This is a genomic window from Saccharothrix sabaoui, from assembly GCF_051756985.1.
Lineage (GTDB): Bacteria > Actinomycetota > Actinomycetes > Mycobacteriales > Pseudonocardiaceae > Actinosynnema.
Window position 1 is genome coordinate 62,593 of sequence record NZ_JBPKJK010000004.1, and the last position, 18,604, is coordinate 81,196.

An 18,604-nucleotide genomic window follows, 5' to 3' on the forward strand; every position below is an offset into this window, starting at 1 on the left:
GCGGTGGGCCGGGCACGTTGGTGGTGGGCCGGGCACGTCGGTGGCGGCCTGGGCAGGTCGGCGGTGGGCCAGGCTTGTCGGTGGCGGGTCGGGTACGGCGGTGCCGGGCCTGTCGGCGGTCCGCGGGGACCCGCCGTCAGATGACGCCGTCCTTCTCCAACCGGTCCCTGAGCTGCCCCAGGCACCGACCCCGGGTGGGGCCGATGGAGCCCCTCGGCATGGACAGGGCCTCCGCCACGGCGCGGTACTCGGCCCGGCCCGCCAGCACGGTCAGGCGGAGCAGCTCCTGGCAGCGCCTCGTCATCTCGCCGAACGCGCGCCACAGGCGGCGGTCGCGGTCGTCGCGCAGGGCCTCCGGCTCCGGCAGCCAGCGGTCGTCGGGCACGTCCAGGGCCGAGTCCGCGGACAGGGCCGGGCGGCCGTGGCGCTCCCGCCACGCGCGCTGGGACTCGCGGCGGGTGGCCACGATCAGCCAGCCGGCGACGGCCCGCGGCTCGGCCAGGCGGTCCAGGTGGCGCAGCAGGCTCAGCCACACCGTCTGCACGACGTCCTCGGCGGTCGCCTGGTCCAGGCCGTTGCCGCGGGCCACGTGCCAGACGAGCGGGGTCAGCTCGACGACCAGGGCGTCCAGCGCCTCGCGCGACCCGGCCCGGCCGGCGACCACGAGGGCGGCCTGGCGGTCGTGCGGCGAGCCCTGCGCCATGACGGCGGCCAGGCCCAGGTCGTCCGGTTCCGGGTCGTCGGGGATGGCCTCGGACAGCTCCGCGCGCAGGTGGTCGAGCCGAGGGTCCAGTTCGTCGCTCATGCAGTCCCCTTCCCGCGCACGCGGCGTTCCTCGTTGCCCACCCGCGTGCTGACCTTCGCCCGCGCCTCCGACACGTACCGGCGCACCGAGTCCCGCCGGCACCCCAGCACGTCGGCGATCTCGTCGTCGTCGAAGTCCCAGAACCGCATCACCAGCGCGGTGCGCAGGTGCTCCGGCAGGGCCGCGACGGCGGCCAGCGTGCTGGTCAGCTCGTGCCACGCCTCGGCGTCCCGGTGCCGCTGCACCAGGACGCGGAACGTGCCGCGCTGCCGGGCGACGACCTCGTCGGACAGCTCGCTCGGCCGCTCCCGCCGGCGGGCCTGGTCCACCAGCAGGTTGCGGATCGTCCTCACCAGCCAAGCACGTCGCGCCGACGGGGCGATCACCGGCCAGTTCCGCCAGGCGCCGACGAAGGCGTCCTGCACCGCCGACTCGTGGTCGAGGTGGGGCGACACCACCGCCGCGAACCGGCACATCCTGGTGCGTTCGCGGTGGTAGAAGTCGGTGAAGCCGGCCTCGTCGTCGGGGTCTTCCGGCACGAACCCTCCTCCCCCTCGCTCGGTGCCCGTACCGAGTAGACGGACGGGACCGCGGGTTGTGGAGGAAACCCGTCACGCCGGTCGTCCGACGCTCCTCCTCGTGGCGGCGGGCGGCAAGCGGACCCGCGGTGATCACCTGTCGGGGTGAACCGCGCGGCGGGCGACCGTACGGTAGCGTATGGAAACGTGGCCAGGAGGACGCGGGACGACTGGACCGCGGTCGCCCTGGAGGCGCTGGCCGCGGGGGGCGTGGCGGCGGTCGCGGTGGAGCCGCTGGCGGCCCGGCTCGGCGCGACCAAGGGCAGCGCCTACTGGCACTTCGCCGACCGGGAGGACCTGCTCGGGGCCACCCTCGAACGCTGGGAGCGCGACTACGCCGAGGCCGTCCTCGCCCCGGTCGCGGCGGCCGGCCCGGAGGACGGGCTGCGGCTGCTGCTCACCGCGGCGCTGGAGCGCCCCGCGGACACCGCGGTCGAGGTCGCGATGCTCGCCGCCCGGGACGCCCCGGCGGTGGCGCCGGTGCTGCGCCGGGTGACCGAACGGCGGGCAGCCTGCCTGGAGGCGCTGTTCCGCGCGCTGGGGTTCCCGCCCGACGCGGCCCGGCGGCGGGCGGTGCTCGCCTGCTCGGTCTACCTCGGGCAGGCCCACCTGGCGTCCTCCGGGCAGGTCGACGCGGCGGCGGTGGACGAGGCGCTGGCGGCGGTGGTCGGCCGTGCCTGAGGCGTTCCGGTTCGCGGTCCGGGTCAAGCCGGGCGCGCGGCGGGAGGCCGTCGGCGGTCGGTGGGACGGCGGCGCGCTGGTCGTCGCGGTCGCCGCGCCCGCTGTCGAGGGCAAGGCCAACGAGGCCGTGCGCAAGGCCCTGGCCAGGGCGTTCGGCGTGCGCAGGCAGGACGTCGAGGTGGTCGCGGGCGAGCGCGGCCGGGACAAGGTCGTGCAGGTCGACCCCGCCCCGGCCGACGCCCGGGACGTGCTGGAACGGCTGCTCGGCGACTGAGGCCGCCCGCCGCCCGCCGCGCCGCCTGCCCGCTGTCAGGCGCCCAGCGTCCACACGGCGTGCGCGATGGCGTCCGCGTTGCGGTCCAGCGCGGTCGCGTTCACGTTCGACGAGGTGTCGCACGAGCGGTGGTAGCAGCGGTCGAACGCCGTGCCCGCCGTGCCGCCCCACTTCTGCGCCTGCGCCGAGGTCTTGACCCCCTCCGCGCCGGTGAACGTGCCGCCGACCGGGATGCCCGCGCGGGCGAACGCCGCGTGGTCGGACCGGCCGCCCACGCTGGTCAGCTCGGTGGGCACGCCGATGGACCCGAAGTACCCCTGGAGCACCTGCTGGAGGGCGAGCGAGCCGGACGGCTGCCCGGACGCGCTGTAGACGAAGTAGCCGGGGTTCGGGGAGCCGGTCATGTCGAAGTTCAGGTAGCTCCTGATCCTCGACCGGTCCGTTGTGGACAGCGAGTTCACGTAGTAGGTCGAGCCGACCAGGCCCAGCTCCTCGGCACCCCACCAGGCGAAGCGCAAGCGCTTGCCCGGCTGGAAACCGCTGGACCGCACGGCCAGCGCCACTTCGAGGATGCTCGCCGATCCGGTGCCGTTGTCGTTGATGCCCGGCCCGGCGGAGACGCTGTCGAGGTGCCCGCCGACCATGACGACGTTGTTCGCGTCGCCCGCCGGCCAGTCGGCGATCAGGTTGTAGCCGATGGCGCCGTTGCTGGTGAACGACTGCACCCGGGTGGTGTAGCCGGCGGCGTCCAACTTGGACTTCACCCAGTTGACCGACGCGAGGTAGCCGGGCCTGCCGTGCGCCCGGTTGCCGCCGTTCGACGTGGCGATCGACTGCAGCTGGGCGAGGTCGGCCTGGACGGCGCTGACCGGGATGTTCGGCCCGGCCAGGACGGCGGCGGGCGCGGCGGTGGCCGCACCCGAACCGAGGAGCGCGCTGGTCAGGAGCAGCGCGGTGGAGATCGTTCGCAACTTCACGGTGTTCTCCCGCAGGGAAGTGGAGGTGACCGGGGCGGCGGACCCGCACATCAACATGCACGCCCGCGCATCGGTCGCGCTAGGGGCGTTCGGATGGTGGTCGCCGCTGCTGCCGGATTAGTCCATTTCCGCGTGAGCGGGAAGAATGGCCCCGACGGGCGGCGGCGGGAGGTCGGGTGGGTGGTGTGACGGGCTTCCTCGGCCTCGCCGCCGCGGTGCTGCTCCTCTCGGTCATCGCGGTGCGGGTGTCGATCCGGCTCGGCCTGCCCTCGCTCCTGCTCTACCTCGGCATCGGGGTGCTGCTGGGCGAGGCGGTGCTCGGCATCCAGTTCGAGGACGCCGACCTGACCCGTTCCCTCGGCACGGCCGCGCTCGTGCTCATCCTCACCGAGGGCGGCCTGACCACGCGGTGGAGCGCGGTGAAACCGGCGATGGGGCTGGGCATCGCACTGTCCACAGTGTCCGTCGGCGTCAGCATCGCGGTCACCGGCTTCGCGCTGCACTTCCTGCTGGACATGGACTGGCGCACGGCCCTGCTGTGGGGCGCGGTGCTGTCGTCCACCGACGCGGCGGCCGTGTTCAGCGTGCTGCGCGGGGTGGGCGTGGGCAAGCGGCTCATCGGCGCGCTGGAGCTGGAGTCCGGCATCAACGACGCGCCGGTCTACATCGCCGTCGTGCTGCTCGCCTCGCCCGACCCGGTGACGTGGACCGCGCCCGCCCTGATGGTGTACGAGCTGGTCGCGGGCGCCCTGATCGGCATCGCGCTCGGCTGGCTCGGCGGGGTGGGGCTGCGCCGCGCCGCCCTGCCCTCCACCGGCCTGTACCCGCTGGCCACGGTCGCCGTGTGCCTGCTCGCCTACACCGCCGGCGACCTCGCGCACGCCTCCGGCTTCCTCGCCGTCTACATCGCCGCGCTGGTCCTCGGCAACGCCCGCCTGCCGCACCGCGCGGACACCCTGTCGTTCGCCGAGGGCCTCGGCTGGATCGCCCAGATCGGCCTGTTCGTGCTGCTCGGCCTGTACGCCTCGCCCGGTCGGGTGCTCGACGCCCTGGTGCCCGCCCTGGTCGCGGGCGCGGTGCTGGTGCTGCTGGCCAGACCCCTGTCGGTGCTGTGCGCGGCGCTGCCGTTCCGGGTGCCGTGGCGCGAACAGGTGTTCATCTCGTGGTCCGGGCTGCGCGGCGCGGTGCCCATCGTGTTCGCGCTGATCCCGCTGATCCAGGGCGTCGACGGCGCCCAGCGGCTGGTCGACGCGGTGTTCGTGCTGGTCGTGGTGCTGACCCTGGTGCAGGGCACCACCCTGCCGTGGCTCGCGAAGTGGCTCGGCCTGGTCAAGTCCGGCGAGGCGCACGAGGTGCAGGTCGACTCCTCGGCGCTGGACGAGCTGGGCGCGGAGCTGCTCCAGGTGCGCATCCAGCGCGGCTCCAAGCTGCACGGCGTCTACCTGTCCGAGCTGCGGCTGCCGCCGGGCTCGTCGGTGAGCCTCGTGGTGCGGGCGGAGAACAGCTTCACGCCCCAGCCGACCACCCGGCTCCAGGAGCACGACCAGCTGCTGGTCGTGTGCACGGAGGTCGCGCGCACCGCCACGGAGCAGCGGATCAGGGCGGTCGACCGGGCCGGCCGGTTCGCGCGCTGGAAGGGCGACGCGGGGCTGCCGTAGCCGCGACCTCCCACGATGTGGGCGCGTCTCGACGGCGGCGCGGTGTTCCGGTTACCTTCGGGGTGAAGGTCATGAGTGCCAGCGACAAGCTCGGGCTAGCTGGCCGGCAACCCTCCTACCGCGGTGGGGTGCCCCCGATGAGGACCTGGCCGGCGCGCAGGGCGTCCGGCAAGCGCGGACTCCCTTCCCACGGGTGGAGTCCCGGACTCCCCGGAGGGTGTCATGACCGTCGCAGTCCCCAGGCCCACCACCGCCGTCACCACTGCCACCACGACCACTGCCAGCACGACCGCTGCCACTACCACCGCCGCCCTGCCCCGCGTCGTCGGCTCCGCGCTGCGCGTGCCGCTGGTCACCGGTGAGCGCGTCGAGTACGCCAACCTCGACCACGCGGCCAGCGCGCCGTGCCTGGAGCAGGTCCGCGACGCCGTCGACGAGCTGCTGCCCTGGTACGCGAGCGTGCACCGGGGCGCCGGCTTCGCCTCGCAGGTCTCCACCCGCGTCTACGAGCAGGCCCGCGCGTCGGTCCGCCGCTTCCTCGGCGCCCGGTCCACCGACGCCGTCGTGTTCACCCGCAACGCCACCGACGCGCTGAACCTGCTGGCCCGCAGCGTGCCGAAGCACACCGCCGTGCTGCTGTTCGACACCGAGCACCACGCCGCCCTGCTGCCGTGGCGCGGCCCGAACGTGCGCCGCCTGCGCACCCCGTCCTCGCCCGCCGCGGCCGTGCTGGAGCTGGACCGCGCGCTGCGCGAGGCCCCCGTCGGACCGCGCCTGGTCGTGGTGACCGGCGCGTCCAACGTGACCGGCGAGCTGTGGCCGGTCGCCGAGCTGGCCCGGGTCGCCCGCCGGCACGGGGCGCGCGTCGCCCTGGACGCCGCCCAGCTCGCCCCGCACCGCCCGGTCGACGTGCGCGCCCTCGACGTGGACTACACCGTGCTGTCCGGGCACAAGCTGTACGCGCCGTTCGGCTCCGGCGCGCTGGTCGGCCGCTCCGACTGGCTCCAGGCCGCCGAGCCGTACCTGGTCGGCGGGGGTGCCACGGCCCGCGTCACCGACCACGGCGACCGGCTGGGCGTGGCCTGGTCGGCGGTGCCCGAGCGGCACGAGGCCGGCACGCCCAACGTGGTCGGCGTGCACGCCCTCGCCGTGGCCTGCGACGTCCTCGGGCGGCACTGGGAGCGGGTCGCCGAGCACGAGCGCGTCCTGCTGGCCCGCCTGCGCGAGGGGTTGGCGACCGTGCCCGGCGTGCACGAGCTGGCCCTGTTCGGCGGCGGGCAGGACCGGGTCGGCGTGGTGAGCTTCACCGTCGGCGGCCAGGACGCCGGCTACCTGGCCGCGGCGCTGTCCGCCGAGCACGGCATCGGCGTGCGCGACGGCGCGTTCTGCGCCCACGTCGCCGTGCACCGGCTCACCGGGGGCGGGCGGGCCCTGCGCGCGTCCCTCGGCCTGGGCAGCTCGGAGGAGCACGTCGACCGGTTCGTGGCCGCGCTGCGCCGTCTCGTCACCGAGGGTTCGCGGTGGGCCTACGAGCAGCGCGACGGCCGCTGGGCGCCGTGCGACGACCAGCGCGCGCTCCCGCCGTTCCTGCGCTGAGCAGCGTGTTGGACAATGGCCGGGTGAGCACCGATCCCAGCGCCGAGCCGGCCGACGACGCCGACCAGCCCGAGCCGCCGCTGCCGAAGCGACGCGTCGCGCTGCTGGCGGTCATCGCGCCGATCGTGTTGGCGCTCGACGTCGTCGTCAAGGTGATCGCGGTCGAGGAGCTGGAGGGGCGGGAGCCGGTCGAGCTGTTCGGCGGCCTGCTGTACCTGCCGCTGATCCGCAACACCGGTGCCGCGTTCGGCATGGCCGAGGGCTGGACGGTGATCCTCGCGCTGATCGCGTTCGGCGTCGTCGGGTTCATCCTGTGGATCGCCCGCCGGCTGCGGTCGGTCGGCTGGGCCATCGGCCTCGGGCTCGTGCTCGGCGGCGCCACCGGCAACCTGGTCGACCGGGTCTTCCGGGCGCCCGGCCCGCTGCGCGGCGGCGTCGTGGACTACATCTCGGTGCTGGACCCCTGGGGCCGGGTCTTCCCGGTGTTCAACCTGGCCGACTCGGCCATCTGCGTGGGCGGCGGTGTCATCGTCCTGATGGCCCTGCTCCAGCGCGACTACGACGGGACGCGCGTGGAGAAGAAGAAGCCCGCCCAGGCGGAGAAGGAGGCGGGCGAATGAGCGGCTACCGCACCCTGCCCGTGCCCGACGGCCTGGACGGCATGCGCGTCGACGCGGGCCTGGCCAAGCTGCTCGGCCTGTCGCGCACCGCCGTCGCCGCGCTCACCGAGGCCGGTGACGTCGTGCTGGACGGTCAGGCCGCCGGCAAGTCCGACCGGCTCGTCGCCGGCGCCGTGCTGGAGGTCACCCTCCCCGAGCCCGAGCGGCCGGTCCAGGTGCAGGCGGTGCCCGTGGAGGGCCTGCTCGTGCTGCACGAGGACGACGACGTGATCGTGGTCGACAAGCCGGTGGGCGTGGCCGTGCACCCCAGCCCGGGGTGGACCGGCCCGACCGTGGTGGGCGGCCTGGCCGCCGCGGGCATCCGCATCGCCACCTCCGGCGCGGCCGAGCGGCAGGGCGTCGTGCACCGGCTCGACGTCGGCACCACCGGCGTCATGGTCGTCGCCAAGAGCGAGCACGCCTACTCCGCGCTCAAGCACGCCTTCAAGGAGCGCACGGTCGACAAGCTCTACCACGCGCTCGTGCAGGGCCACCCGGACCCGATCAAGGGCACCATCGACGCCCCCATCGACCGGCACCCCAAGCACGACTACAAGTTCGCCGTGATGGCCAACGGCAAGCCGAGCATCACCCACTACGAGGTGGTCGAGGCGTTCCGCGCCGCGTCCCTGCTGGACGTGCACCTGGAGACCGGCCGCACCCACCAGATCCGGGTGCACTTCTCCGCGCTGCGCCACCCGTGCGTGGGCGACCTGACCTACGGCGCCGACCCGGTCCTGGCCAAGCGCCTCGGCGTCACCCGGCAGTGGCTGCACGCCCGCAGGCTCGGCTTCCACCACCCGGCCGACGGCCAGTGGGTCGAGTTCACCAGCGAGTACCCGGCCGACCTCCGCGACGCGCTGGAGCTGCTGCGCGCCGAGGGCTACTGACCGCGAGCCGACCTCGCGTAGCGTGGTCCCGACGACACGCTCGTGAGGGGAGGTACGTGTGGTGTCCACGGGCGACGACGACCTGGATCTCACACCGCCGCGGGGTACCCGGCTGCCGGCCGCCGAGGGCGGCTGGAGCGTGGCCCCCGCCGTGATCGGGGGAGAGCTGCCGGAACCCGAACCGCTGCCGCCCGCCGCGCCGCCGACCACGCCGCCCGTCGCGGGTCCCGACCGGGGGGACGGGTCGCCGGCGGGGTCGGCGAAGCGCTCGTTCCTCGACCGGCTCCTCCGCCGGGACGGGTGAGGGAGCGGACCCGTCGCCCGCGGCGCCCGGCGTCCCGACCCGCCCGACCGGGTCAGTCGTCGATCGTCCAGACCAGGGTGTTGAGGTCGGTCTCCGGGCGGGAGCTCCAGCGGACCGAGAAGATCGCCGTGTCCTCCGGCAGCACGTAGACGGTGTGCCCGCCCGCCGTCTCGCCCGGCTGCACGCCGATCTTGTGCGGCGGCCGGGACGACAGGGAGACGGGGGCCTTGCCCACCGTCTCGCCGGTGGTCGTCATCAGCACCAGGTACATGTCGGGCAGCGCGGTGAACGGCACCTTGCCCGTGTTCGCCAGCTCCGTGTGCACGACCACGGCCCGCTCGCCGGCGGCCAGCTTGTAGCCGGCGGCGGTGAACAGGAAGTCCGCCGGGTCGACGACCTCCACCAGCTGGATCGTGAACCGGGCGCCCTCCAGGCCCTCGGTCTCCAGCGTGCTGCCGATCTTGCCGGTGCGCGCCCGCGGGGCCGGCTGCTGGTCGCCGCGCGCCCAGCCCGACGTGCCGGGCACGCCCCACACGCTCATCGGCTCCGGGGCGGGCACGGGGCCCGACTGGTGGGGCTGCGGCTGCGGCTGGGCGGGGAAGGGCTGGCTGGGCGGGCCCTGCGGCGGCGCGTACGGCGGGTAGGGGCCGGACGGGGTGCCCGCCGCTCCCGGGTACGGGCCGCTGGGCGTGCCGCGCACCTGGCCGGCCGGGGGACCCGAGTAGTTGCCCCAGGCCACGCTGTTGGCGAGGGCCTTGCGGATGCCGTTCGGGTCGCACTCGACGCCGACCAGCAGCGGCAGCCCGCTGCCCGAGAGGGTGATCAACCGGGTGGCCGCCTCGCGGGGGTCCATGCCCAGCTTGGCCGCCAGCTCGTGGACCGCCGCCCGGCCCGACTCAGCGAGCAGCGCGAGCAGACGTGCGTCGACTGGGTCCGGCGTCACCACACCCGAAACGCTACCCGTTCACGGGGATCCGCGCGGCATCGGCCCGTCGGGTGGTGGTCCCTTCCACGTCCGGACTAGTGTGCTGCGGGCGGCGCTCTCGTCTCCGCTGATGGCTCGTTGTACGTGGTATACAAGGGGGTTTGGGCGTGGCTGACTCGTTTGTGCACCTCCACGTGCACACCGAGTACTCGATGCTCGACGGCGCGGCGAAGCTGAAGGACATGTTCGCCGAGTGCGAGCGGATGGGCATGCCCGCCGCCGCCATCACCGACCACGGCAACATGTACGGCGCCTACGACTTCTACCGGCAGGCGAAGGCGGCCGGGGTCAAGCCGGTGATCGGCATCGAGGCGTACCTCGCCCCCGAGTCCCGCTTCAACAAGAAGCGCGTGCTGTGGGGCGACCCGGGGCAGAAGTCGGACGACGTCTCCGCCAGCGGCGCGTACACCCACCAGACCATCTGGGCCCGCACCAACGAGGGCCTGCACAACCTGATGAAGCTCTCCAGCCGCGCCTCCACCGAGGGCCAGCTGGGCAAGTGGGCCCGGATGGACGCCGAGCTGATCGCCGAGCACTCGGCCGGGCTGATGGCGACCACCGGCTGCCCGTCCGGCGAGGTGCAGACCCGCCTGCGGCTGGGCCACGAGCGCGAGGCGCTGGAGGCCGCCGCCAAGTGGCGCGACATCTACGGCGCGGACAACTTCTTCGTCGAGCTGATGGACCACGGCATCGAGATCGAGAGCCGGGTGCGCGGCGGCCTGGTGGAGATCGCGAAGAAGCTCGCCATCCCGTTCGTCGTGACGAACGACTCGCACTACACCTACGCCGAGGACCGCGAGGCGCACGAGGCGCTGCTGTGCGTGCAGACCGGCAAGACGCTCCAGGACCCGAGCCGGTTCAAGTTCGACGGCACGGGCTACTACCTGAAGTCGCCGGAGGAGATGCGCGCCATCGACTCGTCCGACGCCTGGCAGGAGGGGTGCCGCAACACCCTGCTGGTGGCGGAGAAGGTCGACACGACCGGCATGTTCGCCTTCCAGAACCTCATGCCGCGCTACCCGGTCCCGGAGGGCAAGACCGAGGCCGAGTACTTCCGCGAGGAGGTCTGGGCCGGGATGCGCCGCCGGTTCCCGGAGGGCGTGGACGAGGTCCACGAGAAGCAGGTCGAGTTCGAGATCGGCGTCATCCTCCAGATGGGCTTCCCGTCGTACTTCCTGGTGGTGGCCGACTTCATCAACTGGGCCAAGGCCAACGGCATCCGCGTCGGCCCGGGCCGCGGTTCCGCCGCGGGCGCGCTCATCGCGTACGCGATGGGCATCACCGACCTGGACCCGCTGGCGCACGGCCTGATCTTCGAGCGGTTCCTCAACCCGGACCGCGTCAGCCCGCCCGACATCGACATCGACTTCGACGAGCGCCGGCGCGGCGACGTGATCCGGTACGTGACCGACAAGTGGGGGGCCGACAAGGTCGCCCAGGTGATCACGTTCGGCACGATCAAGGCGAAGGCGGCGATCAAGGACTCCGCCCGCGTGCTGTACGGGCAGCCGGGCTACGCGGTGGCCGACCGCATCTCCAAGGCCATGCCGCCCGCCGTGATGGGCAAGGACATCCCGCTGTCGGGCGTGTTCGACCCGCAGCACAAGCGGTACTCCGAGGCCGCCGAGGTCCGGGCGCTCTACGAGACGGACCCGCAGGTCAAGGAGATCATCGACACCGGCCGCGGCCTGGAGGGCCTGATCCGCAACGCGGGCGTGCACGCCTGCGCGGTGATCATGTCCGCGGAGCCGCTGACGGACCACATCCCGGTCTGGATGCGCCCGCAGGACGGGTCGATCATCACCCAGTTCGACTACCCGACGTGCGAGACGCTCGGCCTGCTGAAGATGGACTTCCTGGGCCTGAGCAACCTGACCACGATCGACGACACGCTCAAGAACATCGAGCTGAACGGCAAGCCGCCGGTCGACCTCGACCACCTGGGCCTGGACGACAAGAAGACCTACTCGCTGCTGTCGAAGGGCGAGACGCTGGGCGTGTTCCAGCTGGACGGCGGGCCCATGCGGGACCTGCTGCGGCTGATGCGCCCCGACAACTTCGAGGACATCTCGGCCGTGGGCGCGCTGTACCGCCCGGGGCCGATGGGCGCGAACTCGCACACGAACTACGCGCTGCGCAAGAACAAGCTCCAGGAGATCACGCCGATCCACCCGGCGCTGGCCGACGCCCTGGAGGACATCCTGGGCACGACGTACGGCCTGATCGTGTACCAGGAGCAGGTCATGGCGATCGCGCAGAAGCTGGCGGGCTACTCGCTCGGCCAGGCGGACCTGCTGCGCCGCGCCATGGGCAAGAAGAAGAAGGAGATCCTGGACAAGGAGTTCGCCGGCTTCGAGAAGGGCATGCTCGACAACGGCTACCCGGCCGACGCGATCAAGACCCTGTGGGACATCCTCGTCCCGTTCGCGGACTACGCGTTCAACAAGGCGCACTCCGCCGCGTACGGCCTGGTCTCCTACTGGACCGCCTACCTGAAGGCGAACTACCCGGCCGAGTTCATGGCCGCCCTGCTCACCACGAACTCGGACAACAAGGACAAGTCGGCCATCTACCTGGCCGAGTGCCGCCGGATGGGCATCACCGTGCTCCCGCCGGACGTCAACGAGTCCGAGCGCGAGTTCGTCGCGGTCGGGGACGACATCCGGTTCGGCCTGGGCGCGATCCGCAACGTCGGCGCGAACGTGGTCGACGCGATCATCGCCACCCGCAAGGAGAAGGGGAAGTTCACCGACTTCTCCGACTTCCTGCGCAAGGTCGACGCGCAGGCGTGCAACAAGAAGGTCGTCGAGTCGCTGATCAAGGCGGGCGCGTTCGACTCGCTCGGCCACCCGCGCAAGGGCCTGCACATGGTCCACGTCGAGGCGGTCGACGCGATCATGCTGACCAAGAAGGAGGAGGCGCGCGGCCAGTTCGACCTGTTCGGCGACGGCGGCGGGGACGACGGCGCGTCGGTGTTCGACGTGAAGATCCCCGTGGAGCACTGGGAGTCCAAGCACCAGCTCACCCTGGAGCGGGAGATGCTGGGCCTGTACGTGTCGGGCCACCCGCTCAACGGCGTGGAGCAGATCCTCTCGTCGTACTCGGACACCTCGATCGCGCGCATCCTGGAAGGCGACGTGCCGGACGGGCAGCAGGTCACGCTGGGCGGCATCCTCGCCTCGGTGACGCGCCGGGTGAACAAGAACGGCGAGCCGTGGGCGTCGGCGATGCTCGAAGACCTCGCCGGCGGCATCGAGGTGCTGTTCTTCCCCAAGAGCTACGTCGTGCACGGCATGTCCGTGGCCGAGGACGCGATCGTGCTGGTCAAGGCGCGGGTGGCGAAGCGGGACGACCGCACGTCGCTGATCGCCAACGACCTGGTCGTGCCGGACCTGGCCGAGATGGGCTCGCAGGCGCTGAAGCTGAAGCTGTCCGCGTCGCGGTGCGACCCGAAGCTGGTGACCTCCCTCAAGGAGGTGCTGCGCGCCCACCCGGGGTCGACCGAGGTGCACCTGAACCTGATCATCAACAGCAGCCGCAACACGCTGCTGAAGCTGGACGACGCGCTCCGGGTCGCTCCCACGCCGTCCCTGATGGGCGATCTGAAGGCCCTCCTCGGACCGGGGTGCTTGGGCTGATCGGGTGATACCCGCGGGATGCGGGGACACGAGAGCCGCTCGCTTCGTTTGAGTGAACAGGGTTAACTCAAATGAGGAGGGTTCCCCGTGGGGGAGAAGATCGCCGGACTCGAAGTCCTGGGCGAGGAGTACTACGCAGACCCGCACGCCTTCCACGCCAGGCTCCGCGAAGAGGGGGCCGCGACCGAGATCGTGACCCCGCGCGGGTCGCGGGCGTGGCTGGTGACCCGCTACGACGAGGCGCGGGTCGCGCTCGCCGACCCGCGCTTCAGCAAGGACTACGAGGGCTTCCCCGAGGTGGTGGAGAAGTCCCGCGTCGTCGAGGGCGGCGACGTGGTCGCCTTCGAGGAGGCCCTCAGCCGGCACATGCTGAACATGGACCCGCCGGACCACACGCGGCTGCGCAAGCTCGTCACCAAGGCGTTCACCGCGCGCCGGGTCGAGCAGCTGCGCGAGCGGGTGCAGGAGATCACCGACGAGCTGCTCGACGCGGTGCCCGCGGGCGAACCGGTCGACCTGGTCGACGCCCTGGCGTTCCCGCTGCCCATCACGGTCATCTGCGAGATGCTCGACGTGCCGCTCGACCGGCGCGACGAGTTCCGCGAGTGGTCGAACGTGCTGGTCAGCGGCGGCGTCGAGCCGGGCGACATCGAGGCGGCGGGCAAGGCGATGGGCGCCTACCTGTACCAGCTCGTCGAGCACAAGAGGGCCAACCCGGGTGACGACTTCTTCTCCGCGCTGATCCACGCGGACGAGGACGGCGACCGGCTCGACCACCTCGAACTGATCTCGATGGCGTTCCTGCTGCTGGTCGCCGGGCACGAGACGACGGTCAACCTGATCGCCAACGGCGTGCACCACCTGCTGCGCCACCCAGACCAGCTCGCCGCGCTGCGCGCCGACCCGTCGCTGCTGGCCGGCGCGGTCGAGGAGGTGCTGCGCTTCGAGAGCCCGGTCAACCAGGCGACGCTGCGCTACACCACCGACGACGTCGAGCTGGGCGACGTGGTCATCCCGGGCGACAGCCTCGTCCTGGTGTCGCTGCTGTCCGCCAACCGCGACAGCGGGAGGTTCCCGGACGCCGACCGGTTCGACATCACCCGCCCCGGCGGCGGGCACCTGGCGTTCGGCCACGGCATCCACTTCTGCCTGGGCGCGCCGCTGGCCCGGCTGGAGGGGCAGATCGCGATCGGCACGCTGGTCGACCGGTTCGACGTGACGCCCGCCGCCGACCTGGACGCGCTGCCGTGGCGGCCGGGGACGTTGATCCGGGGCCTCGTCCGGCTGCCGGTTAACCTCACGCCCCGTGGACCGCGATGATCTGCTGAAGCTGGACCGGGCGCACGTCTGGCACCCGTACGGCCCCATGCCGGGCACCCTGGAGCCGCTGGTGGTCTCCTCGGCTTCAGGGGTCCGGCTGCGGCTGGACGACGGGCGCGAGCTGATCGACGGCATGTCGTCCTGGTGGGCCGCCATCCACGGCTACCGGCACCCCGTGCTCGACGCGGCGGTGCGCGACCAGCTCGGCCGGATGAGCCACGTCATGTTCGGCGGCCTCACCCACGAGCCCGCCGTGGCGCTGTGCGCGAAGCTCGTGGAGATCACGCCCGCGCCGCTGGAGCACGTGTTCCTGTGCGACTCGGGGTCGGTGTCGGTCGAGGTCGCGGTCAAGATGGCCCTCCAGTACCAGCGCTCCCGGGGCAGGCCGGCGAAGCGGCGGCTGCTGACCTGGCGCGGCGGGTACCACGGCGACACGTTCCAGCCGATGTCGGTGTGCGACCCGGAGGGCGGGATGCACTCGCTGTGGCGGGGCGTGCTGCCCGAGCAGGTGTTCGCCCCCGCGCCGCCGCGCGAGCTGGAGACCGACTACGTGCGGGTCCTCGCCGACCTGGTGGAGGAGCACGCCGACGAGCTGGCCGCCGTCGTCGTGGAACCGGTCGTGCAGGGCGCGGGCGGCATGAGGTTCCACGACCCGCGCTACCTGCACGTGCTGCGCGAGCTGACCCTGGCGCACGACGTGCTGCTGGTCTTCGACGAGGTCGCCACCGGCTTCGGCCGCACCGGGGAGCTGTTCGCCGCCGACCACGCCGGGGTGAGCCCCGACATCATGTGCGTGGGCAAGGCCCTGACCGGCGGCTACCTGTCGATGGCGGCGACCCTGTGCACGGCGGCGGTGGCCGACGGCATCTCGCGCGGCGAGGTGCCCGTGCTCGCCCACGGCCCGACGTTCATGGGCAACCCGCTGGCCTCCGCCGTGGCGCTGGCCTCGACGGAGCTGCTGCTGTCGCAGGACTGGCGGGGGGCCGTGGCGCGCGTCTCGGACGGGCTGCGCGCCGGGCTCGCCGGCGCGCCCGGCGACGTGCGGGTGCTGGGCGCGATCGGCGTGGTGCAGCTCGACCACCAGGTCGACGTGGCCGCCGCCACCGCCGCCGCCGTCGAGCGCGGGGTGTGGCTGCGGCCGTTCCGGGACCTGATCTACACCATGCCGCCGTTCATCAGCACGGACGACGACGTGGCCGCCATCTCGGCCGCCGTGGTGGCCGCGGCCGGGGCGTCACATGCGCAGCAGCGTTGACGCCCAGACCAGCAGCAGGGACGAGTAGCCGATGCACAGCCAGCCGACCCAGCCGTCCCCCACGCCCTCCAGGCGGGGGAACAGCTTGATCAGCAACGCCGCGAGCAGGGCCAGCACCACGACGGCCAGGGGGACGATGAGCAGGCCGTACGCGCTCGCGTACACGCCCGCCCAGTAGTCGGCGGGCAGCGCGGTGGAGTCGGCGAACTCGCTGGGGAAGCACGCCAGGGCGACCGGCGTCCACGCCCACGCCGTGGTGAGCAGCCTCTTCCGCACCTCGGGGCCCGCCGTCGCGCGGTTGACGACGTAGACGCCCCACGCCATCACCGCGCCGCCGCCGTACAGCCAGCCGGCGACGGTCGACAGCACCGGGACCCGGCCCACCAGCACGCCCACCGCGGGGATGAGCTCGCCCCACAGCAGGAAGTGCAGCCCGACGACGAGGCCGACCCCGCCGAAGACCACGAGGACCTGCGTGCCGCCGCCCTGCCGGTTGAACCAGTTCCGCTGCGCCCGCACGGCCTGCCGCGCGGCGGTGTACGCCGTCTCGTCCCGCTCGCGCTGACCGCTCCGCTGACGCCGCTTGCGCCGGCCGGGCTTGCCCACGTCAGGTCCCGACCGCGGCGGCCAGCTCGGTGTTCGTCGGCTCGACCAGGACGCGACCGCCCGGGAGCACGACGACCGGGATGTTCTTCCGGCCGCCGGCGAGCTCGACGGCGCGGTCGCGGGCCGCGTCGTCGTGCTCGACGTCGACCTCCGTGAACGGCACTTCGTGCTCCCGCAGCCACGCCTTCGCCCGGCGGCAGTCACCGCACCAGTTCGCACCGTAGAGGACGATCTCACCCATGGCGGTGACTGTAGAACGCGGACGACCGCCACGCTCCGCGTACGCCTAAGGTGAGGGCCCGTGAGCGTCCTCGTGATCACCGGCACGGGCACCGAGGTCGGCAAGACCGTGGTCGTCGCCGCCCTGGCGGCCCTGGCCTCCGCCGACGGCCGGCGGGTCGCCGTGCTCAAGCCCGCGCAGACGGGCATCGCCGACGGCGAACCGGGTGACCTGGCGGAGGTGGTCCGGCTCGCCGGCCCCGTCACCACCCGTGAGCTGCGCCGCTACCCCGAACCGCTGGCCCCGGCCACGGCCGCGCGCCGCTCCGGGCTGCCGACCGTGCACCCCGGCGAGGTGGCCGCCGCCGCCGCGGAGCTGGACGCCACGCACGACCTGGTGCTCGTCGAGGGCGCGGGCGGGCTGCTGGTGCGCTTCGACGAGGCCGGCTCCACGATCGCCGACGCCGCGTGGGCCCTCAACGCCCCGGTGCTCATCGTCGCCCAGGCGGGCCTGGGCACGCTGAACACGACCGCGCTGACCGCCGAGGCCCTGCTGCGGCGCGGCCTGGAGTCGGTGGGCGTCGTGGTGGGCCGCTGGCCCGCCGAACCCGACCTCGCCTCCCTCACCAACCTCGTCGACCTGCCCGAGGCGGCCGGCGCGCCGCTGCTCGGCGCGCTGCCCGACGGCGCCGCGGCGCTCGGCCGGGCCGAGTTCACCGACGTGGCCCGGGCCGGCCTGTCGCCGTGGTTCGGCGGCACGTTCGACCCGGACGAGTTCGCCGCCCCGCACCCGTGCCGACCCGACCAGTGACGTACGTCGCTGTCTGCCGGGTGGTCCGTGCGGCAGACTGACCGCCGGACCACCGTCGACGATGGAGGAGAAGTCGTGACCGCAGCCCCTGAACAGGTCGATGTCCTCGGCGTCGCGCGCGAGCAGGTGCTGGAGCAGGGCGTCGGGCTGTCCGAGGAGCAGGTGCTCGAAGTCCTCCAGCTGCCCGACGAGCGCATCCCCGACCTGCTGGAACTGGCGCACGCCGTGCGGATGCGCTGGTGCGGGCCGGAGGTCGAGGTCGAGGGCATCGTGTCGCTCAAGACCGGCGGCTGCCCGGAGGACTGCCACTTCTGCTCCCAGTCCGGCCAGTTCCCGTCCCCGGTGCGCTCGGCGTGGCTCGACATCCCGGGCCTGGTCAAGGCCGCGCGGCAGACCGCCGAGACCGGCGCGACCGAGTTCTGCATCGTGGCCGCCGTGCGCGGCCCGGACAAGCGCCTGCTGTCGCAGGTCCGCGACGGCATCAAGGCCATCCGCGAGGACGGCAACGACATCCAGATCGCGTGCTCGCTCGGCATGCTCACCCAGGAGCAGGTGGACGAGCTGGTGGCGATGGGCGTCCACCGCTACAACCACAACCTGGAGACGGCGCGCTCCCACTTCCCCAACGTGGTCACCACCCACTCGTGGGAGGAGCGGTGGGACACGCTCACCATGATCCGCGAGGCGGGCATGGAGGTGTGCTGCGGCGGCATCATCGGCATGGGCGAGACGCTGGCGCAGCGCGCCGAGTTCGCCGTGCAGCTGGCCGCGCTGGAGCCCGACGAGGTGCCGCTGAACTTCCTCATCCCCAACCCGGGCACCCCGTACGAGAACTACCCGGTGGTCGAGGGGCCCGACGCGCTGCGCGCGGTCGGCGCGTTCCGGCTCGCCCTGCCCCGCACGATCCTGCGCTTCGCGGGCGGCCGTGAGCTGACCTTCGGCGACCTGGGCGCGAAGCAGGGGATGCTCGGCGGCGTCAACGCCATCATCGTGGGCAACTACCTGACCAACCTCGGCCGCCCGGCGCAGCAGGACCTGGACATGCTGACCGAGCTGTCGATGCCGATCAAGGAATTGAGCAAGACGCTGTGACGACGGGTACCGGGGCGGCGGTTGCCGTGACGTACTGCGGCTACTGCGGCGGCGAGCTGGCCGTCGCGGACCACTCGCCGTGCGCGGCGCGGTTGGGCGTGATCGACCCGCCGCGCTTCTGCGCCGCGTGCGCCCGCCGGATGGTGGTGCAGGTGACCCCGGCCGGCTGGACCGCCACGTGCAGCCGTCACGGGGAGATCACCTCCGCGCGGTAACCTGCCCTGCATCGGTCACGGGTGCGGTGGCCGCGGGGTGC

At 73.0% G+C, this 18,604-nt stretch carries 20 protein-coding genes and 1 riboswitch; of the genes, 14 read left to right on the forward strand and 6 right to left on the reverse strand.

All coding sequences use genetic code 11. The annotated features are described in order from the left end of the window. Nucleotides 1-136: 136 nt before the first annotated feature. Together ACR807_RS02365 and ACR807_RS02370 are read right to left on the reverse strand one after the other, a co-directional pair. Complete coding sequence (locus ACR807_RS02365; RefSeq protein WP_438919553.1) at nucleotides 137-703, reverse strand: RNA polymerase sigma factor; 567 nt, start codon at nucleotides 701-703, stop codon at nucleotides 137-139. Between the two features lie 98 nt (nucleotides 704-801). Further along, a complete protein-coding gene (locus tag ACR807_RS02370; RefSeq protein WP_438919490.1) occupies nucleotides 802-1,344 on the reverse strand; it encodes an RNA polymerase sigma factor in 543 nt (180 codons plus the stop codon). A gap of 186 nt (nucleotides 1,345-1,530) precedes the next feature. Here ACR807_RS02370 and ACR807_RS02375 point away from each other — a divergent pair, with 186 nt between their 5' ends. Both ACR807_RS02375 and ACR807_RS02380 read left to right on the forward strand, forming a co-directional pair. Then, nucleotides 1,531-2,064, forward strand: coding sequence for a TetR/AcrR family transcriptional regulator (locus tag ACR807_RS02375; RefSeq protein WP_438919491.1), 534 nt, complete (start codon nucleotides 1,531-1,533; stop codon nucleotides 2,062-2,064). Continuing rightward, nucleotides 2,057-2,338, forward strand: a complete 282-nt coding sequence (locus ACR807_RS02380) for a DUF167 domain-containing protein (protein WP_438919492.1) — start codon at nucleotides 2,057-2,059, stop codon at nucleotides 2,336-2,338. The genes ACR807_RS02375 and ACR807_RS02380 overlap by 8 nt, the downstream gene beginning before the upstream one ends. A gap of 35 nt (nucleotides 2,339-2,373) precedes the next feature. Here ACR807_RS02380 and ACR807_RS02385 read toward each other — a convergent pair whose 3' ends face one another. Further along, nucleotides 2,374-3,315, reverse strand: a complete 942-nt coding sequence (locus ACR807_RS02385) for a M28 family metallopeptidase (protein ID WP_438919493.1) — start codon at nucleotides 3,313-3,315, stop codon at nucleotides 2,374-2,376. Here ACR807_RS02385 and ACR807_RS02390 point away from each other — a divergent pair. From ACR807_RS02390 to ACR807_RS02415, 6 genes are all read left to right on the forward strand, one after another. Beyond that, nucleotides 3,293-3,436: a hypothetical protein gene (locus ACR807_RS02390; RefSeq protein WP_438919494.1), complete on the forward strand. Its 144-nt coding sequence runs from the start codon at nucleotides 3,293-3,295 to the stop codon at nucleotides 3,434-3,436. The two genes, ACR807_RS02385 and ACR807_RS02390, sit on opposite strands and share 23 nt — an antisense overlap. Nucleotides 3,437-3,500: 64 nt before the next feature. Then, nucleotides 3,501-4,973, forward strand: coding sequence for a potassium/proton antiporter (locus ACR807_RS02395; RefSeq protein WP_438919554.1), 1,473 nt, complete (start codon nucleotides 3,501-3,503; stop codon nucleotides 4,971-4,973). A gap of 67 nt (nucleotides 4,974-5,040) precedes the next feature. Beyond that, a riboswitch (SAM riboswitch) is annotated at nucleotides 5,041-5,154 on the forward strand. Between the two features lie 41 nt (nucleotides 5,155-5,195). Beyond that, nucleotides 5,196-6,569 carry an aminotransferase class V-fold PLP-dependent enzyme gene (locus tag ACR807_RS02400; protein ID WP_438919495.1) on the forward strand — a complete coding sequence of 458 codons (1,374 nt, stop codon included), beginning with the start codon at nucleotides 5,196-5,198 and terminating at the stop codon, nucleotides 6,567-6,569. 23 nt (nucleotides 6,570-6,592) lie between these two features. Continuing rightward, entirely contained in the window at nucleotides 6,593-7,189 is a 597-nt protein-coding gene (gene lspA / locus ACR807_RS02405; RefSeq protein WP_438919496.1) for a signal peptidase II, read from the forward strand. Beyond that, nucleotides 7,186-8,118, forward strand: a complete 933-nt coding sequence (locus ACR807_RS02410; protein ID WP_438919497.1) for an RluA family pseudouridine synthase — start codon at nucleotides 7,186-7,188, stop codon at nucleotides 8,116-8,118. The genes lspA and ACR807_RS02410 overlap by 4 nt, the downstream gene beginning before the upstream one ends. Nucleotides 8,119-8,179: 61 nt before the next feature. Continuing rightward, nucleotides 8,180-8,422, forward strand: a complete 243-nt coding sequence (locus ACR807_RS02415) for a hypothetical protein (protein WP_438919498.1) — start codon at nucleotides 8,180-8,182, stop codon at nucleotides 8,420-8,422. Nucleotides 8,423-8,474: 52 nt separating this feature from the next. On the opposite strand, the gene ACR807_RS02420 is transcribed toward ACR807_RS02415, so the two are convergent. Then, nucleotides 8,475-9,368 (reverse strand): Lrp/AsnC family transcriptional regulator, encoded by an 894-nt coding sequence (locus ACR807_RS02420; RefSeq protein WP_438919499.1) that lies wholly within the window; start codon nucleotides 9,366-9,368, stop codon nucleotides 8,475-8,477. A 146-nt stretch (nucleotides 9,369-9,514) separates the two neighbouring features. Here ACR807_RS02420 and dnaE point away from each other — a divergent pair, with 146 nt between their 5' ends. The 3 genes from dnaE (at nucleotide 9,515) to ACR807_RS02435 (ending at nucleotide 15,620) form a co-directional block, all read left to right on the forward strand. Beyond that, nucleotides 9,515-13,045: a DNA polymerase III subunit alpha gene (gene dnaE, locus ACR807_RS02425; protein WP_438919500.1), complete on the forward strand. Its 3,531-nt coding sequence runs from the start codon at nucleotides 9,515-9,517 to the stop codon at nucleotides 13,043-13,045. An 87-nt stretch (nucleotides 13,046-13,132) separates the two neighbouring features. Then, entirely contained in the window at nucleotides 13,133-14,365 is a 1,233-nt protein-coding gene (locus tag ACR807_RS02430) for a cytochrome P450 family protein (RefSeq protein ID WP_438919501.1), read from the forward strand. Then, nucleotides 14,352-15,620 (forward strand): adenosylmethionine--8-amino-7-oxononanoate transaminase, encoded by a 1,269-nt coding sequence (locus ACR807_RS02435; protein WP_438919502.1) that lies wholly within the window; start codon nucleotides 14,352-14,354, stop codon nucleotides 15,618-15,620. Before ACR807_RS02430 ends, ACR807_RS02435 begins: the two co-directional genes overlap by 14 nt. Here ACR807_RS02435 and ACR807_RS02440 read toward each other — a convergent pair. Beyond that, nucleotides 15,600-16,226 (reverse strand): hypothetical protein, encoded by a 627-nt coding sequence (locus tag ACR807_RS02440; protein ID WP_438919503.1) that lies wholly within the window; start codon nucleotides 16,224-16,226, stop codon nucleotides 15,600-15,602. The two genes, ACR807_RS02435 and ACR807_RS02440, sit on opposite strands and share 21 nt — an antisense overlap. Nucleotide 16,227: 1 nt before the next feature. Then, nucleotides 16,228-16,467 (reverse strand): glutaredoxin family protein, encoded by a 240-nt coding sequence (locus ACR807_RS02445; protein WP_438919504.1) that lies wholly within the window; start codon nucleotides 16,465-16,467, stop codon nucleotides 16,228-16,230. Between the two features lie 60 nt (nucleotides 16,468-16,527). On the opposite strand from ACR807_RS02445, the gene bioD reads away from it, so the two are divergent. From bioD to bsaP, 3 genes are all read left to right on the forward strand, one after another. Beyond that, on the forward strand, nucleotides 16,528-17,256 hold the full coding sequence (gene bioD, locus ACR807_RS02450; protein ID WP_438919505.1) for a dethiobiotin synthase: 729 nt from the start codon (nucleotides 16,528-16,530) through the stop codon (nucleotides 17,254-17,256). Nucleotides 17,257-17,331: 75 nt separating this feature from the next. After that, nucleotides 17,332-18,348 carry a biotin synthase BioB gene (gene bioB, locus ACR807_RS02455; RefSeq protein WP_438919506.1) on the forward strand — a complete coding sequence of 339 codons (1,017 nt, stop codon included), beginning with the start codon at nucleotides 17,332-17,334 and terminating at the stop codon, nucleotides 18,346-18,348. Continuing rightward, nucleotides 18,345-18,563, forward strand: a complete 219-nt coding sequence (bsaP, locus tag ACR807_RS02460) for a biotin synthase auxiliary protein BsaP (protein WP_438919507.1) — start codon at nucleotides 18,345-18,347, stop codon at nucleotides 18,561-18,563. Before bioB ends, bsaP begins: the two co-directional genes overlap by 4 nt. The last annotated feature ends 41 nt before the right edge of the window (nucleotides 18,564-18,604 follow it).

Bases quoted from the DNA above. Each gene is read 5' to 3' on its own strand.
- ACR807_RS02410 (WP_438919497.1), top strand. From the start codon at position 7,186: ATGAGCGGCTACCGCACCCTGCCCGTGCCCGACGGCCTGGACGGCATG.
- ACR807_RS02365 (WP_438919553.1), bottom strand. From the start codon at position 703: ATGGCGCAGGGCTCGCCGCACGACCGCCAGGCCGCCCTCGTGGTCGCC.
- ACR807_RS02400 (WP_438919495.1), top strand. From the start codon at position 5,196: ATGACCGTCGCAGTCCCCAGGCCCACCACCGCCGTCACCACTGCCACC.
- ACR807_RS02445 (WP_438919504.1), bottom strand. From the start codon at position 16,467: ATGGGTGAGATCGTCCTCTACGGTGCGAACTGGTGCGGTGACTGCCGC.